Annotated in this window: 19 protein-coding genes; 7 read left to right on the forward strand and 12 right to left on the reverse strand. The window is 60.0% G+C overall.

Going from position 1 to position 22224, the window contains the following annotated elements:
• Positions 1-299: 299 nt before the first annotated feature.
• Together AB9K34_RS14765 and AB9K34_RS14770 are read right to left on the reverse strand one after the other, a co-directional pair.
• Complete coding sequence (locus tag AB9K34_RS14765) at positions 300-3089, reverse strand: bifunctional aconitate hydratase 2/2-methylisocitrate dehydratase (RefSeq protein WP_369955191.1); 2790 nt, start codon at positions 3087-3089, stop codon at positions 300-302.
• A 256-nt stretch (positions 3090-3345) separates the two neighbouring features.
• Positions 3346-4359 (reverse strand): GSU2403 family nucleotidyltransferase fold protein, encoded by a 1014-nt coding sequence (locus AB9K34_RS14770; protein WP_369955192.1) that lies wholly within the window; start codon positions 4357-4359, stop codon positions 3346-3348.
• Between the two features lie 160 nt (positions 4360-4519).
• Between AB9K34_RS14770 and AB9K34_RS14775 the strand changes: the two genes are divergently transcribed.
• Positions 4520-5023, forward strand: coding sequence for an RNA polymerase sigma factor (locus AB9K34_RS14775; protein WP_369955193.1), 504 nt, complete (start codon positions 4520-4522; stop codon positions 5021-5023).
• Positions 5020-5760 carry a hypothetical protein gene (locus tag AB9K34_RS14780; protein ID WP_369955194.1) on the forward strand — a complete coding sequence of 247 codons (741 nt, stop codon included), beginning with the start codon at positions 5020-5022 and terminating at the stop codon, positions 5758-5760. Before AB9K34_RS14775 ends, AB9K34_RS14780 begins: the two co-directional genes overlap by 4 nt.
• Positions 5761-6065: 305 nt before the next feature.
• Here the strand turns inward: AB9K34_RS14780 and AB9K34_RS14785 are convergent, their stop codons facing one another.
• The 8 genes from AB9K34_RS14785 to AB9K34_RS14820 all read right to left on the reverse strand — a co-directional run bounded on the left by AB9K34_RS14785 (position 6066) and on the right by AB9K34_RS14820 (position 14839).
• Positions 6066-6779, reverse strand: coding sequence for a cytochrome c family protein (locus AB9K34_RS14785; protein WP_369955195.1), 714 nt, complete (start codon positions 6777-6779; stop codon positions 6066-6068).
• Between the two features lie 58 nt (positions 6780-6837).
• Complete coding sequence (locus tag AB9K34_RS14790; RefSeq protein WP_369955196.1) at positions 6838-8133, reverse strand: sulfite oxidase; 1296 nt, start codon at positions 8131-8133, stop codon at positions 6838-6840.
• Between the two features lie 136 nt (positions 8134-8269).
• Positions 8270-9283: an ABC transporter ATP-binding protein gene (locus AB9K34_RS14795; RefSeq protein WP_369955197.1), complete on the reverse strand. Its 1014-nt coding sequence runs from the start codon at positions 9281-9283 to the stop codon at positions 8270-8272.
• On the reverse strand, positions 9283-10269 hold the full coding sequence (locus AB9K34_RS14800; protein WP_369955198.1) for an ABC transporter ATP-binding protein: 987 nt from the start codon (positions 10267-10269) through the stop codon (positions 9283-9285). Before AB9K34_RS14800 ends, AB9K34_RS14795 begins: the two co-directional genes overlap by 1 nt.
• Complete coding sequence (locus AB9K34_RS14805) at positions 10269-11147, reverse strand: ABC transporter permease (RefSeq protein ID WP_369955199.1); 879 nt, start codon at positions 11145-11147, stop codon at positions 10269-10271. The genes AB9K34_RS14800 and AB9K34_RS14805 overlap by 1 nt, the downstream gene beginning before the upstream one ends.
• Positions 11147-12124 carry an ABC transporter permease gene (locus tag AB9K34_RS14810; protein ID WP_369955200.1) on the reverse strand — a complete coding sequence of 326 codons (978 nt, stop codon included), beginning with the start codon at positions 12122-12124 and terminating at the stop codon, positions 11147-11149. The genes AB9K34_RS14805 and AB9K34_RS14810 overlap by 1 nt, the downstream gene beginning before the upstream one ends.
• Positions 12125-12192: 68 nt before the next feature.
• Positions 12193-13770: an ABC transporter substrate-binding protein gene (locus AB9K34_RS14815; RefSeq protein ID WP_369955201.1), complete on the reverse strand. Its 1578-nt coding sequence runs from the start codon at positions 13768-13770 to the stop codon at positions 12193-12195.
• Positions 13771-13915: 145 nt separating this feature from the next.
• Entirely contained in the window at positions 13916-14839 is a 924-nt protein-coding gene (locus AB9K34_RS14820; protein WP_369955202.1) for a LysR family transcriptional regulator, read from the reverse strand.
• A gap of 111 nt (positions 14840-14950) precedes the next feature.
• On the opposite strand from AB9K34_RS14820, the gene AB9K34_RS14825 reads away from it, so the two are divergent.
• The 5 genes from AB9K34_RS14825 (at position 14951) to AB9K34_RS14845 (ending at position 20289) form a co-directional block, all read left to right on the forward strand.
• Positions 14951-16591 carry an amidohydrolase gene (locus tag AB9K34_RS14825; protein WP_369955203.1) on the forward strand — a complete coding sequence of 547 codons (1641 nt, stop codon included), beginning with the start codon at positions 14951-14953 and terminating at the stop codon, positions 16589-16591.
• Positions 16588-17499 carry a GTP-binding protein gene (locus tag AB9K34_RS14830; protein ID WP_369955204.1) on the forward strand — a complete coding sequence of 304 codons (912 nt, stop codon included), beginning with the start codon at positions 16588-16590 and terminating at the stop codon, positions 17497-17499. The genes AB9K34_RS14825 and AB9K34_RS14830 overlap by 4 nt, the downstream gene beginning before the upstream one ends.
• Positions 17500-17605: 106 nt before the next feature.
• On the forward strand, positions 17606-18406 hold the full coding sequence (locus tag AB9K34_RS14835; RefSeq protein ID WP_369955205.1) for a UDP-2,3-diacylglucosamine diphosphatase: 801 nt from the start codon (positions 17606-17608) through the stop codon (positions 18404-18406).
• A gap of 12 nt (positions 18407-18418) precedes the next feature.
• Positions 18419-19636 (forward strand): DUF3419 family protein, encoded by a 1218-nt coding sequence (locus AB9K34_RS14840; RefSeq protein WP_369955206.1) that lies wholly within the window; start codon positions 18419-18421, stop codon positions 19634-19636.
• Between the two features lie 41 nt (positions 19637-19677).
• Positions 19678-20289 carry a class I SAM-dependent methyltransferase gene (locus tag AB9K34_RS14845; RefSeq protein ID WP_369955247.1) on the forward strand — a complete coding sequence of 204 codons (612 nt, stop codon included), beginning with the start codon at positions 19678-19680 and terminating at the stop codon, positions 20287-20289.
• A gap of 43 nt (positions 20290-20332) precedes the next feature.
• Here the strand turns inward: AB9K34_RS14845 and AB9K34_RS14850 are convergent, their stop codons facing one another.
• Both AB9K34_RS14850 and AB9K34_RS14855 read right to left on the reverse strand, forming a co-directional pair.
• The gene (locus AB9K34_RS14850) at positions 20333-21268 is read right to left on the reverse strand and encodes a 3-keto-5-aminohexanoate cleavage protein (RefSeq protein WP_369955207.1); all 936 of its coding nucleotides are present in this window, start codon (positions 21266-21268) and stop codon (positions 20333-20335) included.
• 126 nt (positions 21269-21394) lie between these two features.
• Positions 21395-22174, reverse strand: coding sequence for an SDR family oxidoreductase (locus AB9K34_RS14855; RefSeq protein ID WP_369955208.1), 780 nt, complete (start codon positions 22172-22174; stop codon positions 21395-21397).
• Positions 22175-22224: the final 50 nt, after the last annotated feature.

The raw sequence follows: 22224 nt of genomic DNA on the forward strand, positions 1-22224 counted from the left end.
AGGAACACCAGCAGAAAATAATGAATCCGCCGCAGAAACAGCGAAAGATAAAACTTAACGTCTGGGATCATTCCGATACGCCTTCACTCCGGACAGGCGCAACATCGCACCAATACTCAACAACATCCAATACAGAACAAAGAACATAAACACATATTCCAAAAAATAAATCACTCAAAAATTCAAGAAAACGGGTAAATACAGTCCCTCACCTTGCCTCGCCCCTGCGTGTAAAAATCGCAGCGCCCCCGTGGATGCCAAAGGCACGGGGGCGCGACACAGTACGATCAGCCGGACTGTCAGAAATGCACGGAAAGCGTATCGAGAGGCTTTTGCGCCGGCGGGGCGAACTTGGTCAGGTCGATACCTTGCACGGCGGTCTTGTATTCGTCGAGCGTGGGCGTGCGGCCCAGGATCGCGGACAGGACAACCACCGGGGTCGAGGCCAGCAGCGATTCGCCGGTCTTGTCCTCGGCGTCCTCGACAACCCGGCCCTTGAACAGGCGTGTGGATGTTGCCAGTACCGTATCGCCCCTTGCCGCCTTTTCCTGGTTCCCCATGCACAGGTTGCAGCCCGGGCGTTCGAGATACAGGATATTCTCGTATTCGGTGCGCGCCGTGACCTTGGGGGCGCTGTCGTCAAACTCGAATCCCGAGTATTTCTGCAACACTTCCCAGTCGCCCTCTTCCTTGAGCTCGTCGATGATGTTGTAGGTCGGCGCCGCAACGACCAGCGGGGCCTTGAACTCGACCTTTTCGCCCGCCTTCTCGAGATTGCGCAGCATCTGTGCGACGATCTTGACGTCGCCCTTGTGCACCATGCACGAGCCGACAAACCCCAGGTCCACCTTCTTTTCCGCCTTGTAATACGAAATCGGGCGGATGGTATCATGGGTATACCGCTTGGAAACATCGGCGTTCTTGACGTCGGGATCGGCGATCATGGGTTCGTTGATCGCATCGAGATCCACCACCACTTCGGCAAAATACTTCGCATTGTCATCCGGGGTCAGCGCAGGTTTTTCGCCGGATTTGATCTCGGCGATGCGCGCGTCGGCGATGGCGATCAGTTTGGCGAGCATGCCGTTTTCATGCTCCATGCCTTTGTCGATCATGATCTGGATACGGTGCTTGGCCAGTTCCAGCGACTCGATCAGCGTTTCGTCGTTTGAAATACAGATCGAGGCCTTGGCCTTCATCTCGGCTGTCCAGTCGGTGAAGGTAAACGCCTGGTCGGCCAGCAGCGTCCCGATATGGACCTCGATGATCCGGCCCTGAAAGACGTTGTCGCCATGCTGTTGCAGCATCTGTTGCTGCGTTGCATGAACAACGTCCCGGAAGTCCATGTGATCGGCCATTTTTCCCTTGAACGTCACCTTGACGGATTCAGGGATGGGCATCGAGGCCTCGCCGGTGGCCAGCGCCAGCGCGACGGTGCCCGAGTCCGCACCGAACGCCACGCCCTTGGACATTCGCGTGTGGCTGTCGCCGCCGATGATGATGGCGTGGTCATCCACCGTGATGTCGTTCAGGACCTTGTGAATCACGTCGGTCATCGCGTGGTACCTGCCCTTGGGGTCGCGCCCGGTGACGAGGCCGAACTTGTTCATGAAGGCCATCAGCTTCGGCGTGTTTGCCTGCGCCTTGGCATCCCAGACGGATGCGGTGTGGCAACCCGACTGGTAAGCGCCGTCTACGGCGGGCGACAGAACGGTGGCGGCCATCGCTTCGAGCTCCTGCGCGGTCATCGGACCGGTGGTGTCCTGCGAGCCGACGATGTTCACCTTGACGCGCACATCCGAACCCGCATGCAGCACCTTGCCCGGGGTCGCGCCCAGGGCATTGGCGTTGAAGATCTTTTCGACCGCGGTCAGGCCCTGACCGTCATGCGATACCTCTTTGGAGGGCGCGAATACCGGTGCAGGCTCGACACCCAGGATCCCGGCGGCGACGGTTTGCAGTTTCTTGCCAAAGACGACGGCATAAGAGCCGCCCGCCTTCATGAACTCCATCTTTTGCGGCGTGAAAGAGGCAGACATATCTGCCAGCTCTTCGCCGCTTTCGCTGTAGAGCTTCTTTTTCCTGGAATTGATCCTGAGAACCGTACCGGTTTCCACCGAGTATTTCTGTTCGAGGATCGGGTTGCCGTCATTGTTGAGGATCGGCTTGCCCTCTTCGTCGAGCTTCTTGACCCAGTTCTTGAGGTCGATGCCGATCCCGCCTGTGACGCCGACCGTGGTCAGGAAAATCGGCGAAATCCCGTTGGTGCCTGCCACGACCGGGGCGATGTTGACGAAGGGCACATAGGGTGACGCCTGCTTGCCGGTCCAGAGCGCCACGTTGTTGACGCCCGACATGCGGCTTGAGCCAACGCCCATCGTGCCCTTTTCCGCGATCAGCATGACCCGCTTGCCGGGATGTTGCAGCTTGAGCTCTTCGATATGTTTCTGTGCGGCTTCGTCAATCATGCACTTCCCGTGCAACTCCCGGTCGGACCGGGAATGGGCCTGGTTGCCGGGCGACAGCAGGTCGGTCGAGATATCGCCCTCGGCAGCAATGAAGGTGACGACCTCGATTTCCTCGTCGACCTCGGGCAGCTTGGTAAAGAACTCTGCCTGCGCATAGCTTTGCAGGATGTCCTTGGCGACGGGATTCCCGCTCTCATATGCAACCTTCAGCCGATCAGTGTCGGCCTCGTAGAGGAACACCTGTGTTTTAAGCACCTCTGCGGCCTGCCCCGCGATGTCGGCATCCTCGCCCAATGCGAGATCCAACAGCACCGCAACAGACGGCCCACCCTTCATGTGCGAGAGGAGCTCCAGAGCAAATTCGCCCGAGATCTCGTTAACCTCTGCTTCGCCCAGCACGATTTCCTTGAGAAACCCGGCCTTTACACCTGCGGCGCTGGTCGTGCCGGGCAGCGTGTTGTAAATGAAGAAATTCAATGCCTCGTCGCGATGCGGATGATCGGCGGTCCTGATGATCGAAATGATCTCGGCGGTCAGGGCTGCGTCGTCAATCGGCTTGGGGTTCAGGCCCTGTGCCTTGCGCGAGTCGATCTCGTTGCGGTATTCGGTGTAGAGGTCCATGGGGTTTCTCCTAGGCGCAGATGGGTGCTGAAATGCGAAAAACCGGCTTGTCCGATGCAGTCGGAGACCCGGATCGCCCTTCGTTGTATACCGCAGTATACAAACTCTCAGAGGGCCACAAGCCCAATCAGAGCGACCAGATGTCTCAGGTGTTTAGGGGCTTTCCCAGTGCAGAAATGGGGGGTAAGCCGATCCGGCACATCCGGGGCACCAAATGCCGTTACAGGACTGTTACACATCCTGAAGTCAGAGCCTGTCAGAGGCGTTCGAGAATGGTACGGCTTTTCGGCATAAGCGCAAGGCTGGCCGACATGCGTTTGCGCCAGGCGGGTCCTTTCTCGCGCGCTTCGGCATAGGCGTCGCTCAGTTCGACCGGCCGTTCATTGGCCAGCACCTCGATCAGAAAGGCCGCTTGTGCGCGATCCTTGCCGGATTTCGCCGAGTCCGGCCCGTCGCGCCGACGGTCTGCCACGATCAGCTTGTGAATGGCGAAACGTTCCGGGCGCGGAACCTGCACGAGCGATCCATAGCGATAGAGGAACGGAACCTGCAGCGGTTCGGCAATGAGATAATTCAGATGATGCAGGCTCTGCGCGCTGACGCCCAGTGACGGCAGCTCTCGCAGGCCTTCCTCGTCGTCAAACGAGGGCGTCAGGAATTCGACCATCGTCTGCCGGTCGGTTTGCCGCCAACGCCAGACATGTTGTCGGTCGAGCGCGGGTACGGGGTCAAACCTGAGGTCGCCGAATACCTCATCCAGCGGAGTCTCGACGCGGTCATTGATGACGATCGAGAGGCGCTCGAAGCTCGCGATGTCGATGTCGTCGGTCTGTGCCGCCGCATCAAATCCGATCCTGACGCCCAGTTCGCCCTCATAGCACAGAAAGGCGTTTGTCCCCACCAGCGTACCGCCCAGCCGAAACACACCGGTGCGGGCCATGGCGGATACGATTTGCCCGGTGTTGATATCCGCCATGCGCAGACCCTCGGCCCGCAGGATGCGCATCAACCGGGCGCGTTCCTTTTCCCGTACCCGGTCCTGCCCGGCAAGCTCCTTGTGGCGGTGCAGCCTGCTCCGCAAATCTGCGCTGTCCTCTCCGATGTAACGGTCGATGGTCTGACGTCCCAGGCGGTAATGGTCGTACCAGTAGATCCTGTTGCCGACCTCTTTACGTTTCGGTGTGCCGATCAGTCCGGACACGGCACCATCCTTGAGATTTCGCAGCAGGTCGATCCAGGCACTGCGCGCGACCGAACTCAGGTATTGCATGGATTTACCCCACAAAGAATTTTACGTGGGGTAAATTATCAGATTTGCGGCTACCCCACAACAATTTTAACGTGGTGTAAAAGTACGGTGGCCCCTTCCGGGATCGGGTGATAGGGCTTGCTCGTTTGACTTGGCGCGGACCCGGCGTCAGAGTCCTGACATGCCGAGGCGCACAGATATCGAAATCCTGCTTCCTGAATTCCGGGCATATGCGCTGGCCATATGCGCGTCGGCCAGTGATGCGGAAGACCTGATACAGGATGCAATCGAACGGGCGTTGCGGACGGATAACAGGCCAGCGCGCATTGACGAGCTTCGGCCCTGGATGTTTCGCGTTATCCGCAACCTGCATTACGACGAACTCCGTAAAAAGCGAGTGCGCAGGGAATATTTGGCCGCCGAGAGACGTCTCTCTGATGAAGCGGGGTCATCGGACGCGGCGCGCGATATTCTGGTCCGTCTTGCCTTTGGCAAGCTACCGCCGGATATGCGCGAGGTTCTGTGCCTTGTGGACATAATGGGGCTGAAATATGCGGAAGCGGCAGAGGTCATGAACGTCGCCAACGGCACAGTGATGAGCCGGGTCAGCCGGGCGCGAAGGGCGCTTCTGAAATTGGTGGATGGCGCCGAGACGCGCGATGTTGCAGAGAAACGCGGAAAATGAACGAATTGAACGACAAGGACTGGGAACTGGTCAATGCATATCATGATGATGAGCTGACCGAGCGCGAGCGCAGCAGGATGGACCTGCGGCTTGCCTCCGAACCGGCCCTTGCCGATGCGCTTCGCGATGTGACGGGTGTGTCCGTCAGCCTCGCGTCGCTGCGCCCTGAAATACCGCAACGGGCTGTATTCCCGACGGAACGGACGGCAAACAGCAACTGGAAGCCGCGCAGGTGGATCGCGGGTGGCGCACTTGCCCTGGCGATCGCGGCCGCCGTCGTTTTCGGCAACGGTAACGGCAACGCCACACCCACGATACAGGGCATTCATGCCGATTTTGCCGCACAAGCGTTCTCGACGGAAGAAGATGATCTTCGGCTGGTCGCCACATTTGCACAAGCCGACACGCCGGATCTGACCGGTGCCAACCTCATGCCTGTGTCCCATCGCACTCTGGATACTGGTGATGTTACCCACTACACCGGTCGGAACGGGTGCCGTCTGACCTATTTCCGGGGCAACTTTGCATTGGATCAGGCGGACGAGACCGGCGGATACCAGATCGCGGAATGGACGACCCCGAACAATCTGCGGCATCTGATCGTTGCGACGGGCATGGACCAATCGCGGTTCGATGCGATCGCGCTTTATCTCAAGCGCATCACGCAGTCAGAGCCGGCCGATCAGGTTATGGCGACGGCGATCCAGGCAACAAACACCCGCCCCTGCATCGGCTGACGCCTGCGCATCTGCACCGGTGGCCACACCAGCCTGAAAAACCGGCGACAGACCCTCTGGCTGCGCCAAAGGGTCTGCGCCGGTTTCCAAGGGCATGGGTTTTCATACCCTCTTGGACTTTACCAAAATCACTCTTTAACAACGAACGCCAGGACGTCGGCAGAGCCGGGCCGCTTTTCCGAACCGGAGTCGCATCACATCTTCCAGAGTGTCGCGCGATTAGCTTGACACCCCGAGCATGACCTGCGCGTTTAAATCATTGATTTCATGAAATTTCAGGTGAGTCAGTTCCATCGCGAGACGCGCTAGTTCAACTTGCGCGGAAAGTTCGGCCGGTCGGTGTTGTAATGCGCCGTCAGATAATCGAGGATCTCGGTGCGGTCGGGCTCTTCAAGCTCGTCCATGCCCTGTTCGTCGACCATCCATTCGAACATCTCTTCCCATTCGTCGCGGGTCAGGCCCTGCTGTGCCACGATCATTTCCGAATGACAGGCGGTGCAGGCGTAATAGGTCGTCTCGACGCCCGGCGCATCGAACAGCACGCCAAATTCGTAGTCTTCTTCTTCGGTGGCCTCGTCTGGCGCGTCCGCCTCTGTGGCGCCAAATGTCAGCGGGGCGTCAGAAAACCCGTTCAGATAGGCGATCAGACTTGCCCGCTCCGAGTCTTTCCTGAGGCCCGCAAAGCTCATCTTTGTCCCTTTGATTGCGTCTTTCGGTTTGGCCAGAAAGGCGTCCAGCCGTTCGACGCTCCAGTCACCGCCAGCCTCGCTCAGGGCCGATGAATAGGCAAATCCGTCAACAGCCGCGACAGGTCCGCCGACGACACCAAAGAGGTTTGGGCCAACCTTGGATTTGCCGCCCTGCTCCACGGTATGGCAGGCGGCACATTTCTTGAACACGCGCGCGCCCTTTTCCGGGTCGGCGGCGGCCAGCGCAGCGTCAAGATCGGCAAGTGCCGGCGATGCTGCGGCCACGGCAATGGCCACAACGGTAAGGGTTCGCAGATTTGCGAATGCCATGGGGTTCTCCATTTCTCGAATCTCTGGCTGGGGTGACGGCATGCGTCACCCCGAACAGTCAGCTGGCGCGCACGCCAACCCTGTGCATGCTGTTGTTGAGATACCCTTTCGGGTTCCAGTCGATGGCAAAGGGCTGCATCACACCTTCGCTGTCCGTCGCGCGGGCCCAGATTTCGTAATACCCCGCCTGCGGAAACGAAACGTCCGCGCGCCAGTTCTGCCAGGCACCGTCATTTACCGGGTCGTCAAGCTCGGCGGTTGACCATGTCGCGCCGAAATCGGTCGAGAGTTCAACCGTGGTGATCGAACGGTCTCCGGACCAGGCATGGCCCCGCACCTGCGTGCTCATCCCGGTTTCCGCACCATTGGCCGGGAACGTCACCAGCGATTTGACCGGCATGCGTTCGATGATGACAAAATCCTCTTCCGGCACATCCTGACCGGGGGCCACCGGATAGCCGGGTACGCGATAAGAGGTGCCGGTCATCTTGGGGCCGTCATGCACCTGGTCGCGCAGCTCGATCCGGGTCAGCCATTTCTGTGCCGTCGACGCCGGCCAGCCGGGCACCACGAGGCGCAGCGGCGCGCCATTCATCGGGTGCAGCGCATCGCCATTCATTTCAAAGGCGATCAGGATGTTGTCGGTCAGGGCCTTGTCAATGGGCAGCCCGCGCGAGATCGGCAGCTTGTCGGCCTTGCCCGAAAGATGCGTGTCCGCGCCATAATGCGCCGTATAGACCACATTGGACTGGACCCCGGCCTTTTCCAGAACGTCCTTGAGCCGCACACCTGTCCATTCGGAACACCCGATTGCGCCATAGGTCCACTGGTTGCCCTTGGCCGGCGGATTGAAGAAACCCCGCCCGTTGCCGCCGCATTCCAGCGTCAGCGCCATCGTCACGACCTCGAACTGCTCGCGCAGGTCGGCGATGCTCAGTTCCATCGGGGTATCCACGAATCCGTCAATGGTCAGCGTCCAGGTCGCGGGGTCGACATCCTGGGGCGGAATACCGTTGTTCCGGATGAAATGCCGGTTTGTCGGCGTGATCGGGTCGTCCAGCAATTCGGGCGGCGTTTCGGCATTGACGGGGCGATCATTTAGGAGCGTCAGGCCGTCCTTGCCCACCAGAACGTCATCCTGCGCCATCGCCGCCGGGACGAACCCGACCGGCATGTTGCGATGAAAGGGGATCGACGTGCCGACCATTGCCGCCATCGTGGCAAGACCGGTTCGTTTCAGGAACCCGCGCCGGTCAGGATTGGCAACACGGCCGAAAAACGCCTTGTCCGCCTTTTCCGGATCTGTCGCGAAAAACTCCTGAACGGTGTGTTTCTTGTCGTCATCAAGCGCCATCTTGTCCTCCCTTGGGTACCGGCTTGGGTGCCTTTGAATGCCTTGGTTCGGAAAAGAGACGTTTCACATGCAAATTTTATTCCGCATGTGATCGATGTTTTTTTGAAGACGGGTCACTACCGCCGGACGCGCGCTTTCAGTTGGCGGATAATTTGGCAAGCGGCGATGTCTCGCCTTCGACCAGATGACAGGCGACGCGATGAGTTGACGTTACCGCGTCCAGGGACGGTGCGCTTTCACGGCATTCTGGCGCGGCGACAGGGCAGCGTGACGCGAACCTGCAGCCCTTGGGCAGGTTCAGCGGATCCGGGGGGTCGCCGGGGATCAGAATGCGCTTCGCGTTCTCTCGCAGCTGGGGGTCAACCGAGGGAACGGCGGACAACAGCGCCTCGGTATAGGGATGCAGGGGGGTGTTGAACAATGACATGCGATCGGCATGTTCGACGATCTTGCCCATATACATGACCGCGACGCTGTCGCACATGTGCTGTACGACACCCAGATCATGGCTGATGAACAGATAGGTCAGCCCGTATTCGGCCTGAAGGCGCCGTAACAGGTTCAGGATTTGCGCCTGCACCGCCACGTCCAGCGCCGATACCGGTTCATCGCAGATGATCACCTCGGGTTGGGTGGAAAGCGCGCGGGCTATGCCGATCCGCTGACGCTGACCGCCGGAGAACTGATGCGGGAACAGTCGTTTCTGTTCCGGGCGCAGACCGACCGCCTTGAACAACTGGTCAACGATCTCTCGCTTTTCGGAGTCGGATTTGTCGGTCAGGCTGTCCAGGGGTTCACGTACGATGTCTTCCGCGCGCTTGCGCGGGTTCAATGAGGAATATGGGTCCTGAAAGATCACCTGAACCTTTTGGCGCATGTCCTTGAGATCATCGCGGTCAAGGGGCAGGATATCGCGGCCTTCCAGCTCTACCTTGCCGCTCGTCACACCGCTCACAAGGCGGGCAATCGCGAGCGCGGCGGTCGTCTTGCCAGAGCCGGACTCGCCAACGATGGCCAGCGTCTCGCCCTTGCGGACGGTGAACGAGATGTCATCCACCGCCGTCAGGTAGGTCTGCCTGGCAAACATTCCGCCCTTGCGGCGAACGCCAAAGCGGACCGTCAGGTTATGAACGTCGAGAAGGTCGGTCATCACAAATCCTCCGCATGCCAGCAGGCAGAGCTGCGCGCGCTGCCGAATGGCACGTCCGGGGGTCTTGCGCTCAGGCATTTGTCGCTGGCGCGCGGGCAGCGCGGCGCGAACAGGCACAGATCCTGGCCGAATTCGGACAGTCCGGGCACGATTCCGGGAACTTCTGTCAGATCATGCCGTTCTTCCGTCAGGTTTGCCATGATGTGCGGCACGCAGCTGATCAGCCCGCTGGTATAGGGGTGACGTGCATGGGTGATGACCTGATCGACCGGGCCTTCTTCGGCCTTGCGCCCCGCATACATCACGATCATCCGTTCGGACATCTCGGCCACCGCCCCCATGTCATGCGTGATCATGATGATCGACGTGCCGGTTTGTGCCCGCAGATCGCGCAACAGATCGAAAATCTGGGCCTGAACCGTGACGTCCAGCGCGGTGGTCGGCTCGTCGGCGATCAGGATCTTGGGCGTGCAGGCCAGGGCGATGGCGATCATCACGCGTTGTCTCTGGCCGCCTGACATCTGGAACGGATAGGCGTCGACCCGGCTTTTGGGGTTTGGGATCTGCACCGCATCCAGGAGTTCGATGGCCTGAGCCCAGGCGGCTTTCTGGCCCAGGCCCTGATGCGCGCGCAAGACCTCGGCGATCTGTTCACCGACGGTGTAGACCGGGTTCAGCGACGTCATCGGTTCCTGGAAGATCATGCTGATTTCGTTGCCACGGATTTGGCGCAGCCGCCGTGGTGACGCGGTGGTCAGCTCTTCGCCATCGAACTGGATGCTGCCCGAGGCGACGCGGCCGATCCCTTCGGGCAAGAGCCCCATGATCGCAAGCGCGGTCATGGATTTGCCGCAGCCGGATTCACCCACGAAGCTGATGCTCTCACCATGCGCCAGTTCGAGATTGAGATTGTCGATGACCGGCGCGACCCCGGCCCGTGTCGCCAGTTCGATGCGCAGGTTTTCAACCTTGAGTAGCGGCGCCATCAGCGTTTCCTCAGCTTTGGGTTCAGCGCATCGTTCAGACCGTCGCCAACCAGGCTGATTGCAAGGACGGTGATGAAGATCGCAAGCCCGGGTATGGTGACGGTAAAACCGGCCTCGAGGATGTATTGCCGGTTCGAGCCGATGATCTGGCCCCAGCTCACCACGTTGGGATCGGTCAGCCCGAGAAAGCTCAGCCCCGCTTCGAACAGGATCGCGGACCCCACCATCAGCGCCGATTGCACGATGATCGGGGGCAGCGCGTTCGGCAGGATCACCTGGAACATGAGCTTGGCATTGGTGGCCCCGGATGCGCGGCTGGCCATGACATATTCAAGCTCGCGGACACGCTGGAACTCGGAACGCGTGATGCGCGCAACGGCGGTCCAGCTGACGATGCCGATGGCAAAGGTGATCATCGGAAGGCTCGCTCCGAAGAGTGCGACAATGACCATCGAAAACAGCAAGGTGGGCAATACCTGGAAAAACTCGGTAAAGCGCATCAGCATCTCTTCGATGATGCCGCCGTAAAACCCGGCCAGCGCCCCGACCGTGACGCCGATCACCACGGTGACGATCGCCGCCGAAAGCCCGATGATCAGCGTCACGCGCGCCCCGTGCAGGATTTGCGACAGCAGATCCCGCCCAAGGTAATCGGTTCCCAGCAGAAAGCCCTCTTCGCCCGGCGGCGAGAACGGTGCCCAGACCATATCGAACGGATCGGTCTGATACAGCATGGGGCCAAAGATCGCGGCAAGCACGATCAGCGACAACAGGGCCAGACCGAGCATGGCGGAATGGTTATGGCGGAACATTTCCCACGCTTCAGAAAGCGGCGAGCGGGCCTTGGCAACCGGGGCGTCAACGGTTTGTTCGCTCATCATGCACGTCCTTTCAGGCGCGGATCCACGAGCCGCAGAACAAAGTCGGTCAACAGGTTGCCCACAATGACCATCAAGGCGGAAAAGAACAGGATGCCCAGAATGGTCGGGGTATCACGCGCGAGAATCGACTGGAATGCGAGTGTCCCGAGACCCGGCCAGGCGAACACTGTCTCCACCAGCACCGCCCCGGAGATCACCGCGCTGAACTGAAGGCCTGCAAGGGTGATGACCGGTGACAGCGCGTTCTTGAGCGCGTGCTTGTATACCACTTCGCGTTCGGTAAGGCCCTTGGCCTTGGCGGTGCGAACATAGTCGGAACCAAGGGTTTCCATCATCGACGCCCGGGACAGTCGTGAATAGAGCGCGAGAAAGATCGAGCCGAGGGTAATGGTCGGCAGCACCATGTGGCGGATAATGTCCAGCGTCTGGACCCAAAAGCCGCCTTCCAGCGTAACGTCGCGCATGCCGGCCACCGGGAACCACTGGATTTTCAGGGAAAACGCGATCAAAAGCAGGATCCCGGTCCAGAAAACCGGTGCGGAATAGCCGAACAGTGAGATGAAGGTGACAAAATGCGAGAGTATGCCATTGGGGCGGCGCGCGGAAATCACCCCCAGCACCACGCCCACAATCATCGCGAAAAGCTGTGCGGTGAAAACCAGCAACAGCGTTGCGGGCAGCCGCTGCAGAATAAGTGTTGTCACCGGCTGATTGTAGTAGAACGAATACCCGAGATCGAACCGGATGACGCGGCCCAGATAACTTCCGAGTTGCACGATGAAAGGCTTGTCCAGGCCGTAATCGGCGCGGATTTGTGCCATGGTCTCCTCGTCCGCCCCGCCCATTGACTGTGCAATGGTGTCGGCGACGTCGCCGGGGGCAAGGTGCATCATCGTGAAATTGAGCACGAGGACCGCCAGCAGCAACAGAACCGCGTAGAAAATCCGTGTCGTCGTAACACGCAATGCGTTCATGGGGATCGCCTTTCAGCCGCTAAACAGGGTCGGATCGCCTGCGACCAGGACAGTCGCAGGCAACCGTATCAGTCTTTCAGATAGATCCGATCCATCGGCGAACTGGAGGCCCAGATACCTTTTGGCGGGTTGCCGACCTTGTTGGAATAGATCGTATGCTGAGGCACGGCATTGACGTAATAGATCGGCACCTCTTCAGCGACGATTTGCTGAAACTCCGCATAGAGCGCCTTGCGTTTTTCGGCGTCCATCTCGGTTGCGGCCTGAGCGAGGATTTCGTCAACGCGTTCGTTCGCATAGCCCTGGGTGTTCGACCAGACGCCCTTGCCGATATTCGAGCTCAGATAGGTCCGGTTCACACCGATCACCGGGTCGCCCCAGTTATAGACGCTGTCAAACGAGAGGTCGAAATCCATGTTGCCCATGACCTGCGCCCAGCTCGGGAAATCGGGATGCGCGCGAACGGTCACGTTGATGCCAACCTTGGATAGCGCGGCCTTGACGTATTCGGTCTGAGCCTTGTAGCCGGGGAAACCGGGCACCTCGATATTCAGGTCGAAGCGTTTGCCGTTCTCCAGCGGATACCCGGCCTCGTCGAGCAGCGCATTCGCCTTGTCCAGGTCGAGTTCATAGGCCTCGACATCGGGCGTATAGAGCGGGCTGTCCGGGTGAATGCCGGTTCGGGCTTCGACGGCGGTGCCGCGCATGAGCGCCTTGAGAATGAAATTCTTGTCGATGGCATAGGCTATGGCCTGACGCACCTTGACCTCCTGCAGGGGGCCACGGGTGGTGTTCATCGCCAGCCAGTCAATTGCGCCGATGCCGCCATATCCTTCCTTGGTCACGATCAGTTCGTCGTCGGATTTCAGCCGATTGATGATGGTGGGCTCGGATTCGAAAGTCGACATGTGAATTTCACCATTCTGCAAGGCGATCGCGCGCGCAGAACTGTCGTTGATGATCCGGGCCACGATCCGGTCGAGATAGGGCAGGCCTTCTTCCCAATAGCCCTCGTAACGTTCGAGGATGACATGCTCGCCGGGTTTGAACTCGACCAGCTTGAACGGACCCGACCCCACGACATCCTCGTTGTTGCGCGGATGGTTATTGGGATCCTGCCCGTCGCCATAGATGTGTTTCGGGATGATCGCCATGAGTTGCCCGGACATGGCCAGCATCAGGGCCGGATGCGGAGTCGTCAGGTTTAGAACGGCCGTGTGTTCATCCGGGGTATCGACGCTTTCGACCGGGGCGAACATGGATTTGAACGGATGATATTGCTTGATCACATCCACCGAAAACGCGACGTCTTCGGACGTGATCGGCGTGCCGTCGTGGAAGGTGGCGTTTTCCTGCAAATATAGCGTTACCTTCAGCCCGTCGTCGCTGACCTCCCAGCTCTTGGCGAGATAGGGTTGCGGCGTCCAGTCGTCGTCATAACGCAACGGCGAGGCAAAGAGCTGGGTGCCCGGCATCCCCGTGGCCGTTCCCGATTGCACTGCGGGGTTCAGCACCCGCGGGGTGCCGCCCGGGAGGGAAACCACCAGCGTGCCGCCTGCCTTTGGCGTGTCTTGCGCCACAGCCGCCCCGGCAGAAAACGCCGCGATCAAGCTGGCCGCCAAGAGATTTTTGGTTCGTAGTTTCATGAATGTTCGGTCTCCCTGATTATGACCCGTCGCATGTGCCGCTGTTTTTCACAGTCGATCAATTCGCATCAGCCTAGCGCAGGCTTCTTCCATCAAAAAACTGATAAATTAGACAGCTATCCCCCAAAAAACCGGTGAAAGCACTTCATGACACAACCAGATGATCGAACGCACCATCCCTGCTCAGTTCAAGGCAGTTCTCGATAAACGCCCTGATCATTTTCGGGACTCCGGTGGTGTTGCCGATTGCGATGCCGAAAGGGGTGGCCGGAGCGCCGTCCAGAATCGGCACGATCCGATAGCCGGACTCGGCCTCGCGATAGTCGAGCGGACGTATGTTGAGCATCGCGACCCCGAACCCGCCGGCGACGAGCGCGCGCAGGATCTCGGATGATCGCGTGGTATGGGCGATTTCCGGGTCCAGTCCGGCCCGTTGGAACATGTCGTTGTAATAATCGCGTGCACCCGGCAGATCGAGCATGACAAGCGGTCTTTCGGAAAGCTCGGCGAGCGACGTCTTGCCCGCATTGGCAATCGGATCGTCATTCGACACAATCGCAAATGGCGGTGGGGAAAACAGGGGGTAAAAGCGGTGCTTGGCATCTTTGAAAATATCATATGTGAATGCCAGGTCCGCCTCGCCCTCGTTGACGAAATCCACAATCGCCGAAAGCGATCCTTCCAGAACGGTGATAGACAGGCCGGGAAAGCGCTCGGTGACGCTGCGCAGGATGATCGGCAGAAAGGACGGTGCAGCGGTCACGTAGCATGCAATTCGCAGCGTCCCGCGCGCCGTGCCGGCGACAGACTGGATCTCGGTCTGAAAATTTCTTGCCTGCTGCAGGAACCGGCGGATCAGGACCAGGGATTGGGTGCCCTGCGGGGTAGGTCGAATGCCCTTGGACGGGGTGCGGATAAAAAGATCGTATCCCAAGCCTACCTCCAGCGCCTCGATTGCAGCGGTAATCGAGCTCTGAGAAATCGAAAGCTCGCAGGCTGCGCTCGCTATTGATCCGAGCCGACCGGCGGCCTCGACATATCGGAGTTGTTTCAGGGTAAAGTTCTGCAATTCGCCATTCCACCAGAAATTAGTCTTTTTCCCCTGATTATATCCATTTTTCTGACGAATTAAATCTTTCTAGGCTCGCGTCAGCATATGCGTGATGAACAGGATGAAAAAATGAAAACCACGATCTATTCCGCCCGAAAAATCATCACCATGAACCCGAACCGGCCCGAAACAAGCCATGTCGCGGTGCGCGACGGCCGGATACTGGGCACCGGAACGCTTGATGAACTCGCCGGATGGGGGCCTTACGACCTGGATGACCGTTTTGCTGACAAGGTGCTGATGCCGGGGCTGATTGAAGGTCACGCCCACAGCATGGAAGGCGCCCTCTGGAGCTTTACCTATGTCGGATGGTTCGACCGGATGGATCCCGACGGCAAGGTCTGGGGCGGGGTGAAATCCGTTGACGATGTGGTCGCGCGGCTCAAGGAGGCCGAAGCCGCCCTGGGTGGCGGGGATGAACCCCTGTTGGGATGGGGACTCGATCCGATCTATATGGACAATGTGCGCATGACCCGCGCGGATCTCGACCGGGTATCGGAAACGCGGCCTGTGGGTGTGATGCACGCGTCGGGGCATATTCTGAACGTCAATACCAAGGGGCTTGAACTGGCGGGTCTGCTGAAGCAAGGCCAGAACCATCCGGGAATTCCGGTGGGCGATGACGGTTTGCCCACGGGCGAGCTCAAGAGTCCGGAAGTCATGATGCCCGCGGGAAAACACGTGGGCCTGGACCGCTCGTTCCTGGCATCGGATCCCGGCGCCCTGCGCAATTATGCTCGCCTGTGCGTGCGGGCGGGAGTCACGACGTCGTCCGATCTGGGTCAGCAACTGGACGATGATCTGCTCAAGATGTTTCAGGATGTGACCAGTGCCAACGATTACCCTGTCTGCATGGTCGCCTTTCGGATCAACTTCGGCATGTCGCCCAAGGACCTGGTGGATTACACCGCATCTTTGCGCGAGCACAGCACCGAGCGGCTTGAACTCGGTCGCATCAAGGTGGTTGCCGACGGATCGATTCAGGGGTTCTCCGCCCGGATCCGCTGGCCGGGTTATTACAATGGCGCGGAAAACGGTCTCTGGTACATCGCGCCGGATCAATTGGCCGAGATCTACGAACGCGCACTTGCGGCGGGCGTGCAGGTTCACACGCACACCAATGGTGACGAGGCGACGCAACTGGCTATCGAAACGCTGGAAACGGCATTGCGCAAGGCGCCGGACGCCGACCATCGTTTCACCCTGCAACATTGCCAACTCGCTTCGGCGGCGCAATTCCGCAAGATGGCAAGGCTCGGGATGTGCGTGAACCTGTTTGCCAATCACCACTTCTTTTGGGGGGATGAGCACTATAACCTGACCGTAGGACCCGAGCGTGCGCTGCGGATGAATGCGTGCAATACCGCATTGTCGGAAGGGGTGCCAATGACAATCCATTCTGACGCGCCGGTCACGCCGCTGGGGCCGCTGTTCACCGCCTGGGCCGCTGTCAACCGGCGGACGGCTTCTGGGCGGATACAAGGCGCGCATGAATGCATATCGGTCGAACAGGCATTGCATGCCATCACGATCGGTGCGGCGGTGACGATGAAAATGGACGATGTGATCGGTTCGATCGAAGTCGGGAAACGCGCGGATTTTGCGGTGCTGGAGGAGGACCCGATGGAGGTCGCACCCGAAGCGCTCAAGGATATTCCCGTGTGGGGCACGGTTCAGGGTGGCCGCATCTTCGAGGCGGCAACCATATGATGGATTTGCCGGTGTCGGTCATTGCCGGCTACCTCGGTGCGGGCAAGACAACGCTGGTCAATCATCTGCTCCGACATAACGAAGGCCAGCGTCTCGCGGTTCTCGTCAACGAATTCGGCGAATTGCCGATTGACGCCGATCTGATCGAATCCTCGGATGACGGGCTGATTTCCATCGCGGGCGGGTGCGTGTGCTGCGCATTCGGCAGTGACCTGATCGGCGCGCTGACGGATATCCAGAACATGTCGCCAAGACCGGATCACGTGTTGATCGAGGCCTCAGGCGTCGCCCTGCCGGCATCGATCGCAGCCAGCGTCCGACTGATCGACGGTCTGCGGTCCGATGCGGTGCTGGTCCTGGCCGATGCCGAACAGATCCGTCGGAACGCCAGGAACACCTATCTGGCCGATACCATCGAGCGCCAATTGTCCCAGGCGGACATTCTATTACTGACCAAGGCCGATCTCGTGTCGGAACAACAACTCGATGAGGTACGCGACTGGCTGAGGAGCACTCATCCGGGCAAGCGCATCCTTCCCGTGGTGTCCGGGCAAATCCCGATTTCCGCGGCATTGGGTGCCCTGCCCTTCCCCGCGCGCCACACATCCGCAGCGGACACCGTGCATAGCCAATTTGAAAGTATCGTGTTGCGGCCTGACGGTATCGTGGATGCCGACGCGCTCGGGGCCGCGCTCGCCAATGATCCGGGCGTGGATCGGGCCAAGGGTTTTGTTGCGGGTGATGACGGTAAGGTGCTGCTCCATGTTGTCGGCAACCGCCACAATATAGAGGCTGCGAGCGGGGATCACGACATCGGCGTGATTTGCATCGGCCTCAAAGGCCAGCTTGATCCGGCCCGGATCCGGAGCCTCCCCGACACAGTTCGCGCCGGTCGCGCGGTGGAGTGAACCCTGCCTCTGACCACGTGATCAGACCGGCGGCGGAAACCTGTCACGGATTTGTCAAACCGCGAGGCTAGACCTGTGTCAACACGGGCAATCTCGGGCAGGCACGTTGAAGTACCGGACCATATTTCTCTCTGACATCCATCTTGGCACGCCGGGATGCCAGGCCGATCTGTTGCTGGATTTTCTCAACGGTCATGACGCGGACAGCTATTATCTTGTGGGCGACATCGTTGATGCCTGGCGCATTCGCCGCAAGGGATTCCTTTGGCCGCAGGCGCATAACGACGTCGTCCAGGCGATCCTTGCAAAGGCGCAGAACGGTGCGCAGATTTTCCTGATTCCCGGCAATCACGACGAATTCCTGCGATCGTATCCGGGGACGCATTTCGGAGGTATCGAGGTCCTGCGCACCGCCGATTTCACGTCGCATGACGGCAAACGTTATCTCGTGACCCACGGCGATCAATTCGACGCGGTCGTGACCAACGCCAGATGGCTTGCCCATCTTGGGGACCGGGCCTATGAATTCATGCTCTGGCTGAACACATGGGTCAACCGGGTGCGGCATGTCTGGGGGGGCCAGTACTGGTCACTGTCGAAATGGGCCAAGCACCAGGTGAAACAGGCGGTCAACTTCATCAGCGAATACGAGAATGTCCTGTCGGCGGAAGCCCGGCGCGGCGGTTATGACGGTGTGATCTGCGGCCATATCCACAGCGCAGCGATCCGCGAGATCAACGGGATCAGCTATGTGAATACCGGCGACTGGGTGGAAAGCTGTACGGCGGTTGCCGAACGCGATGACGGCCGCCTCGTGTTGCTCGACTGGGAGCGTTCGACCCGCGAAAGGCGCCACAGGTTGCGACGGATCCGGCGTGCCAGATCCAAGACGCTCGAAAACGTATAAGAGGCCCAAACCATGAGTCAGTCCGCACAGATCCAACTGGATGCCGCCATCCTACAGAATGGCGATGCTGCAACGGGATGGCTGGAACGCCTCTTTTCGCGGCTGTTTCTCGGCCTGGTCTATCCGCAAATCTGGGAAGACCCGGTCGTCGACATGGATGCACTCGAAATTGCGCCGGAGGACAACCTCGTTTGCATCGCATCCGGAAGCTGCAATCTTCTGTCCTACCTGACCGCTGGCCCGGCCTCGGTCACCGCGGTCGATCTGTCGCCGGCTCATGTCGCGCTTGGCCGTCTGAAGCTCGCCGCGGCCCGCAGCCTGCCTGACCATGCCGCGTTCTACCAGTTCTTTGGACGTGCGGACATGGCCAGCAACATGACCCTTTATGACAGCTATATCCGTCCTTCTCTCGATCCCGAAACACGGGCGTTCTGGGATGGGCGGTGCATGTTCAGCCGCCGGATTTCGGTGTTCCGGTCGGGGTTCTACCGGCACGGCGCGCTTGGCCGCTTTCTGGGGGCGGTGCATCTGGTCGCGCGGCTGGGGCGGGTCGAATTATCGCCCCTCCTGACCGCCCGATCCCTCTCAGAACAGCAGGCCTTTTTCGAATCGAGGGTCGCACCGCTGTTCGATATGTGGCTGGTCAGAAGGCTGGCGGGATTTCGCGCCGCCCTGTTCGGCCTTGGAATACCGCCGGCGCAATATGACAAACTGGCAGCCGATGGGGGCGGTGACGTGTTGCCGGTGCTGCGCGAGAGGGTGCGCAAGCTGATGTGCGCCTTCCCGATCCGCGAAAACTATTTCGCGTGGCAGGCCTTTGCACGCAGTTACGACCCCGCACCCGACGCGGCTTTGCCGCCCTATTTGCAGGAACGCAACTATCGGGCTCTGCGCGACCATGCCAGCCGGGGGCGTATCGTGAACCGGTCGCTGACAGATCAACTCGCGCTGGAACCCGACCGTTCGAAACAGGGTTATGTGTTGCTGGATGCGCAGGACTGGATGAACGATGCACAGCTCAATGCGCTGTGGCGGGAAATCACGCGTACGGCGACACCGGGCGCGCGTGTCATCTTTCGCACCGGCAGCTGCGACGACATTCTGCCGGGCCGGGTCGCGCCAGACATTCTTGAGCGCTGGCGCTATGACCCGGAGCGGTCGGCGCGCGGCACCGCGCGCGACCGTTCGGCGATCTATGGCGCCTTTCACCTCTATCGGTTTGCGGGGTAACTGCCGTGCTCGATTTCACCACGACATCCCATGCGGAACTGATGGACCGCACCTATCGTCACCAGCGACTGTTCTATGACCTGACCCGGAAATACTACCTGTTCGGGCGTGACAGGTTGATCGCCGGGCTTGATCCGAAACCCGGTGCGCACGTGCTGGAAATTGCCTGCGGCACCGGGCGAAACCTGCAGGTTGCGATCCGCAGGTATCCGGATACTGCTTTCTATGGTCTCGATATTTCGTCAGAAATGCTCACCACGGCGCGGGCCACTCTCAGGCAGAGCGCCAATCTGGCTCAGGGGGATGCCTGCACCTTTGAGGGGGCGCATCTGTTCCGGCGGGCAAAGTTCGACCGCATTTTCATCTCTTATGGCATTTCGATGATCCCCGACTGGCACATCGCTCTGACCAACGCCAGCGCGCATCTTGCGCCCGGCGGTGAGTTGCATGTGGTGGATTTTCACGACCAGAACGGCCTGCCAAAATGGTTCAGGTCCGCGCTCTACCGATGGCTCGAAAGGTTCCACGTGACCCCGAGGCGCGATCTGAAATCCACGCTTGACAGGCTCGCTTCGGGCATCGGGGGCACGACGCGGTTTCAAGATCTCTACCGGGGTTACGCGCAATACGCTGTGCTGCGCAGGCCACGTTAAGACTGTCGCTCCTGACGGACGGCGGCATCCGACACCGTCGGTGTCAGAACCCGACGTCTGCGCCGCCTTTCAGCGCCAGGGTTTCGCGGGCTTCGTCGGGGGTGGCCACGTCGAGACTCAGCCCCTCGAGAATATGGCGCAGCTTGCGGACCTGATCGGCATTGCTTTCGGCGCGCTGGCCGGGCGAGATCCAGAGCGAGTCTTCCAGCCCGACCCGAACATTGCCCCCCTGCGCCGCTGCCTGTGCGGCCACGTTCATCTGGTTGCGGCCCGCGCCGAGAACGGACCACACATAGGCATCGCCGAACAGGCGATCGGCGGTGCGCTTCATATGCATCACGTCCTCAGGATGCGCGCCGATACCCCCCAGCAATCCGAACACGGTCTGAACGAGAAACGGTCCCTCGACGAGCCCGCGATCAACGAAATGGGCAAGGTTGTAGAGGTGGCTGGTGTCATAACACTCGAATTCGAACCGCGTGCCAGTGTCATGTCCGGTCCGCAGGATGTGTTCGATGTCACTGAACGTGTTCTTGAACACCAGATCGCGGCTGTTTTCCAGATGCTCGCGTTCCCAGTCGTGCTGGAATTCCTTGAACCGATCAAGCATCGGATAGAGCCCGAAGTTCATCGACCCCATGTTGAGCGATGCAAGCTCGGGCCTGAGTTCGGCTGCCGGGCGCATGCGTTCGGCCACGCTCATATGCGGACTGCCGCCGGTGGTCAGGTTGAGGACCGCCGAGGTCGCCTGCTTGATCTGTGGCAGAAAGGCACGAAAGGCGTCGGGATCCTGCGTTGGACGCCCATTGCCGGGATCGCGGGCATGCAGATGCAGGATCGTTGCCCCCGCCTCGGCGGCCGCGACAGAGTCGGCGATGATTTCTTCGGGTGTTACCGGCAGGTGGGGTGACATTGACGGTGTGTGGATTGCGCCGGTTACGGCGCAGCTGATGATGACTTTCCGACTTGATTTGGCCATTGCCTGTCCTCTGATTGTCTGGTGTCGTTTCGGTGCGCGTTGTCGCACCGACATTTCACAAGGGTGGCGCACCGGTGCCTTCGCTCTGCGGCTTGTGTGCACGCCCGATCAATCGCTCGCCGATGATCACAATGCCTCGACATTTCCACAAACGCTCAGGGCCTGACCCGAGATGTTGCCACCGCCGGGGGCGCAGAGAAACAGACAGGTTGCCGCGATATCTTCCGGCTCGACCATCCGGCGCAGCGATACCTTGGCCAGATTCTGTTCCTTCATCTCGTCAAACGAAATGCCAAGCTCTTTTGCCCGGGCCGAGATCACCCGATCGATCCGCGGCCCCCTGACGATGCCGGGCAGGATCGCGTTCGCGCGCACGCCCTGCGGCCCCAACTCGGACGCCAGACTCTTGACGAGGCCAATGATTCCCCATTTCGCCGCAGAATACGGGGTGCGATATGCAAATCCGTGTCGTCCGGCGACCGAGGACATGGCAATGAACGCACCCTTGTTCTCGATCAGGTAGGGCGCGCCGAACCGCGCCGCCAGATAGGCGCTGCGCAGGTTGACATCCAGTGTCCCGTCCCACTCGCGGGCCGAGATGTCCGCCACCGTGGCCGTCGGCCCCGCCACCCCGGCATTGGCAACCACCACGTCAATCCCGCCCATCGCCTCGCGCGCGTCATCGAACAGACGCCGCGTATCCTCTTCGTCACCGGCATCCGCGACGCTGCCAGTGACGGCGCCGCCGACAGCGGCGTTCACCGCCTCCGGATTCACGTCGGAAATGTGAACCCTGGCTTGGGCCTCGACGAACCCGGCCGTGATTTTCTCGCCGATGCCGCCGGCCCCTGCCGTCACCAGCACCCGCAAGCCCTTTGGCGGAATGAGCGATTGAAGAATGGACATGCCATGTGTCTCCTGTCGGATTTGTACGGGGCAGAGCGCCCCGGATCATC

The organism is Sedimentitalea sp. XS_ASV28 (assembly GCF_041224545.1).
Lineage (GTDB): Bacteria > Pseudomonadota > Alphaproteobacteria > Rhodobacterales > Rhodobacteraceae > Sedimentitalea.

Bases quoted from the DNA above. Each gene is read 5' to 3' on its own strand.
- AB9K34_RS14770 (WP_369955192.1), bottom strand. From the start codon at position 4,359: ATGCAATACCTGAGTTCGGTCGCGCGCAGTGCCTGGATCGACCTGCTG.
- AB9K34_RS14795 (WP_369955197.1), bottom strand. From the start codon at position 9,283: ATGACCGACCTTCTCGACGTTCATAACCTGACGGTCCGCTTTGGCGTT.
- AB9K34_RS14780 (WP_369955194.1), top strand. From the start codon at position 5,020: ATGAACGAATTGAACGACAAGGACTGGGAACTGGTCAATGCATATCAT.
- AB9K34_RS14855 (WP_369955208.1), bottom strand. From the start codon at position 22,174: ATGTCCATTCTTCAATCGCTCATTCCGCCAAAGGGCTTGCGGGTGCTG.
- AB9K34_RS14845 (WP_369955247.1), top strand. From the start codon at position 19,678: ATGGACCGCACCTATCGTCACCAGCGACTGTTCTATGACCTGACCCGG.
- AB9K34_RS14840 (WP_369955206.1), top strand. From the start codon at position 18,419: ATGAGTCAGTCCGCACAGATCCAACTGGATGCCGCCATCCTACAGAAT.
- AB9K34_RS14800 (WP_369955198.1), bottom strand. From the start codon at position 10,269: ATGGCGCCGCTACTCAAGGTTGAAAACCTGCGCATCGAACTGGCGACA.
- AB9K34_RS14825 (WP_369955203.1), top strand. From the start codon at position 14,951: ATGAAAACCACGATCTATTCCGCCCGAAAAATCATCACCATGAACCCG.
- AB9K34_RS14810 (WP_369955200.1), bottom strand. From the start codon at position 12,124: ATGAACGCATTGCGTGTTACGACGACACGGATTTTCTACGCGGTTCTG.
- AB9K34_RS14785 (WP_369955195.1), bottom strand. From the start codon at position 6,779: ATGGCATTCGCAAATCTGCGAACCCTTACCGTTGTGGCCATTGCCGTG.
- AB9K34_RS14830 (WP_369955204.1), top strand. From the start codon at position 16,588: ATGATGGATTTGCCGGTGTCGGTCATTGCCGGCTACCTCGGTGCGGGC.
- AB9K34_RS14805 (WP_369955199.1), bottom strand. From the start codon at position 11,147: ATGAGCGAACAAACCGTTGACGCCCCGGTTGCCAAGGCCCGCTCGCCG.
- AB9K34_RS14765 (WP_369955191.1), bottom strand. From the start codon at position 3,089: ATGGACCTCTACACCGAATACCGCAACGAGATCGACTCGCGCAAGGCA.
- AB9K34_RS14850 (WP_369955207.1), bottom strand. From the start codon at position 21,268: ATGGCCAAATCAAGTCGGAAAGTCATCATCAGCTGCGCCGTAACCGGC.
- AB9K34_RS14815 (WP_369955201.1), bottom strand. From the start codon at position 13,770: ATGAAACTACGAACCAAAAATCTCTTGGCGGCCAGCTTGATCGCGGCG.
- AB9K34_RS14775 (WP_369955193.1), top strand. From the start codon at position 4,520: ATGCCGAGGCGCACAGATATCGAAATCCTGCTTCCTGAATTCCGGGCA.
- AB9K34_RS14790 (WP_369955196.1), bottom strand. From the start codon at position 8,133: ATGGCGCTTGATGACGACAAGAAACACACCGTTCAGGAGTTTTTCGCG.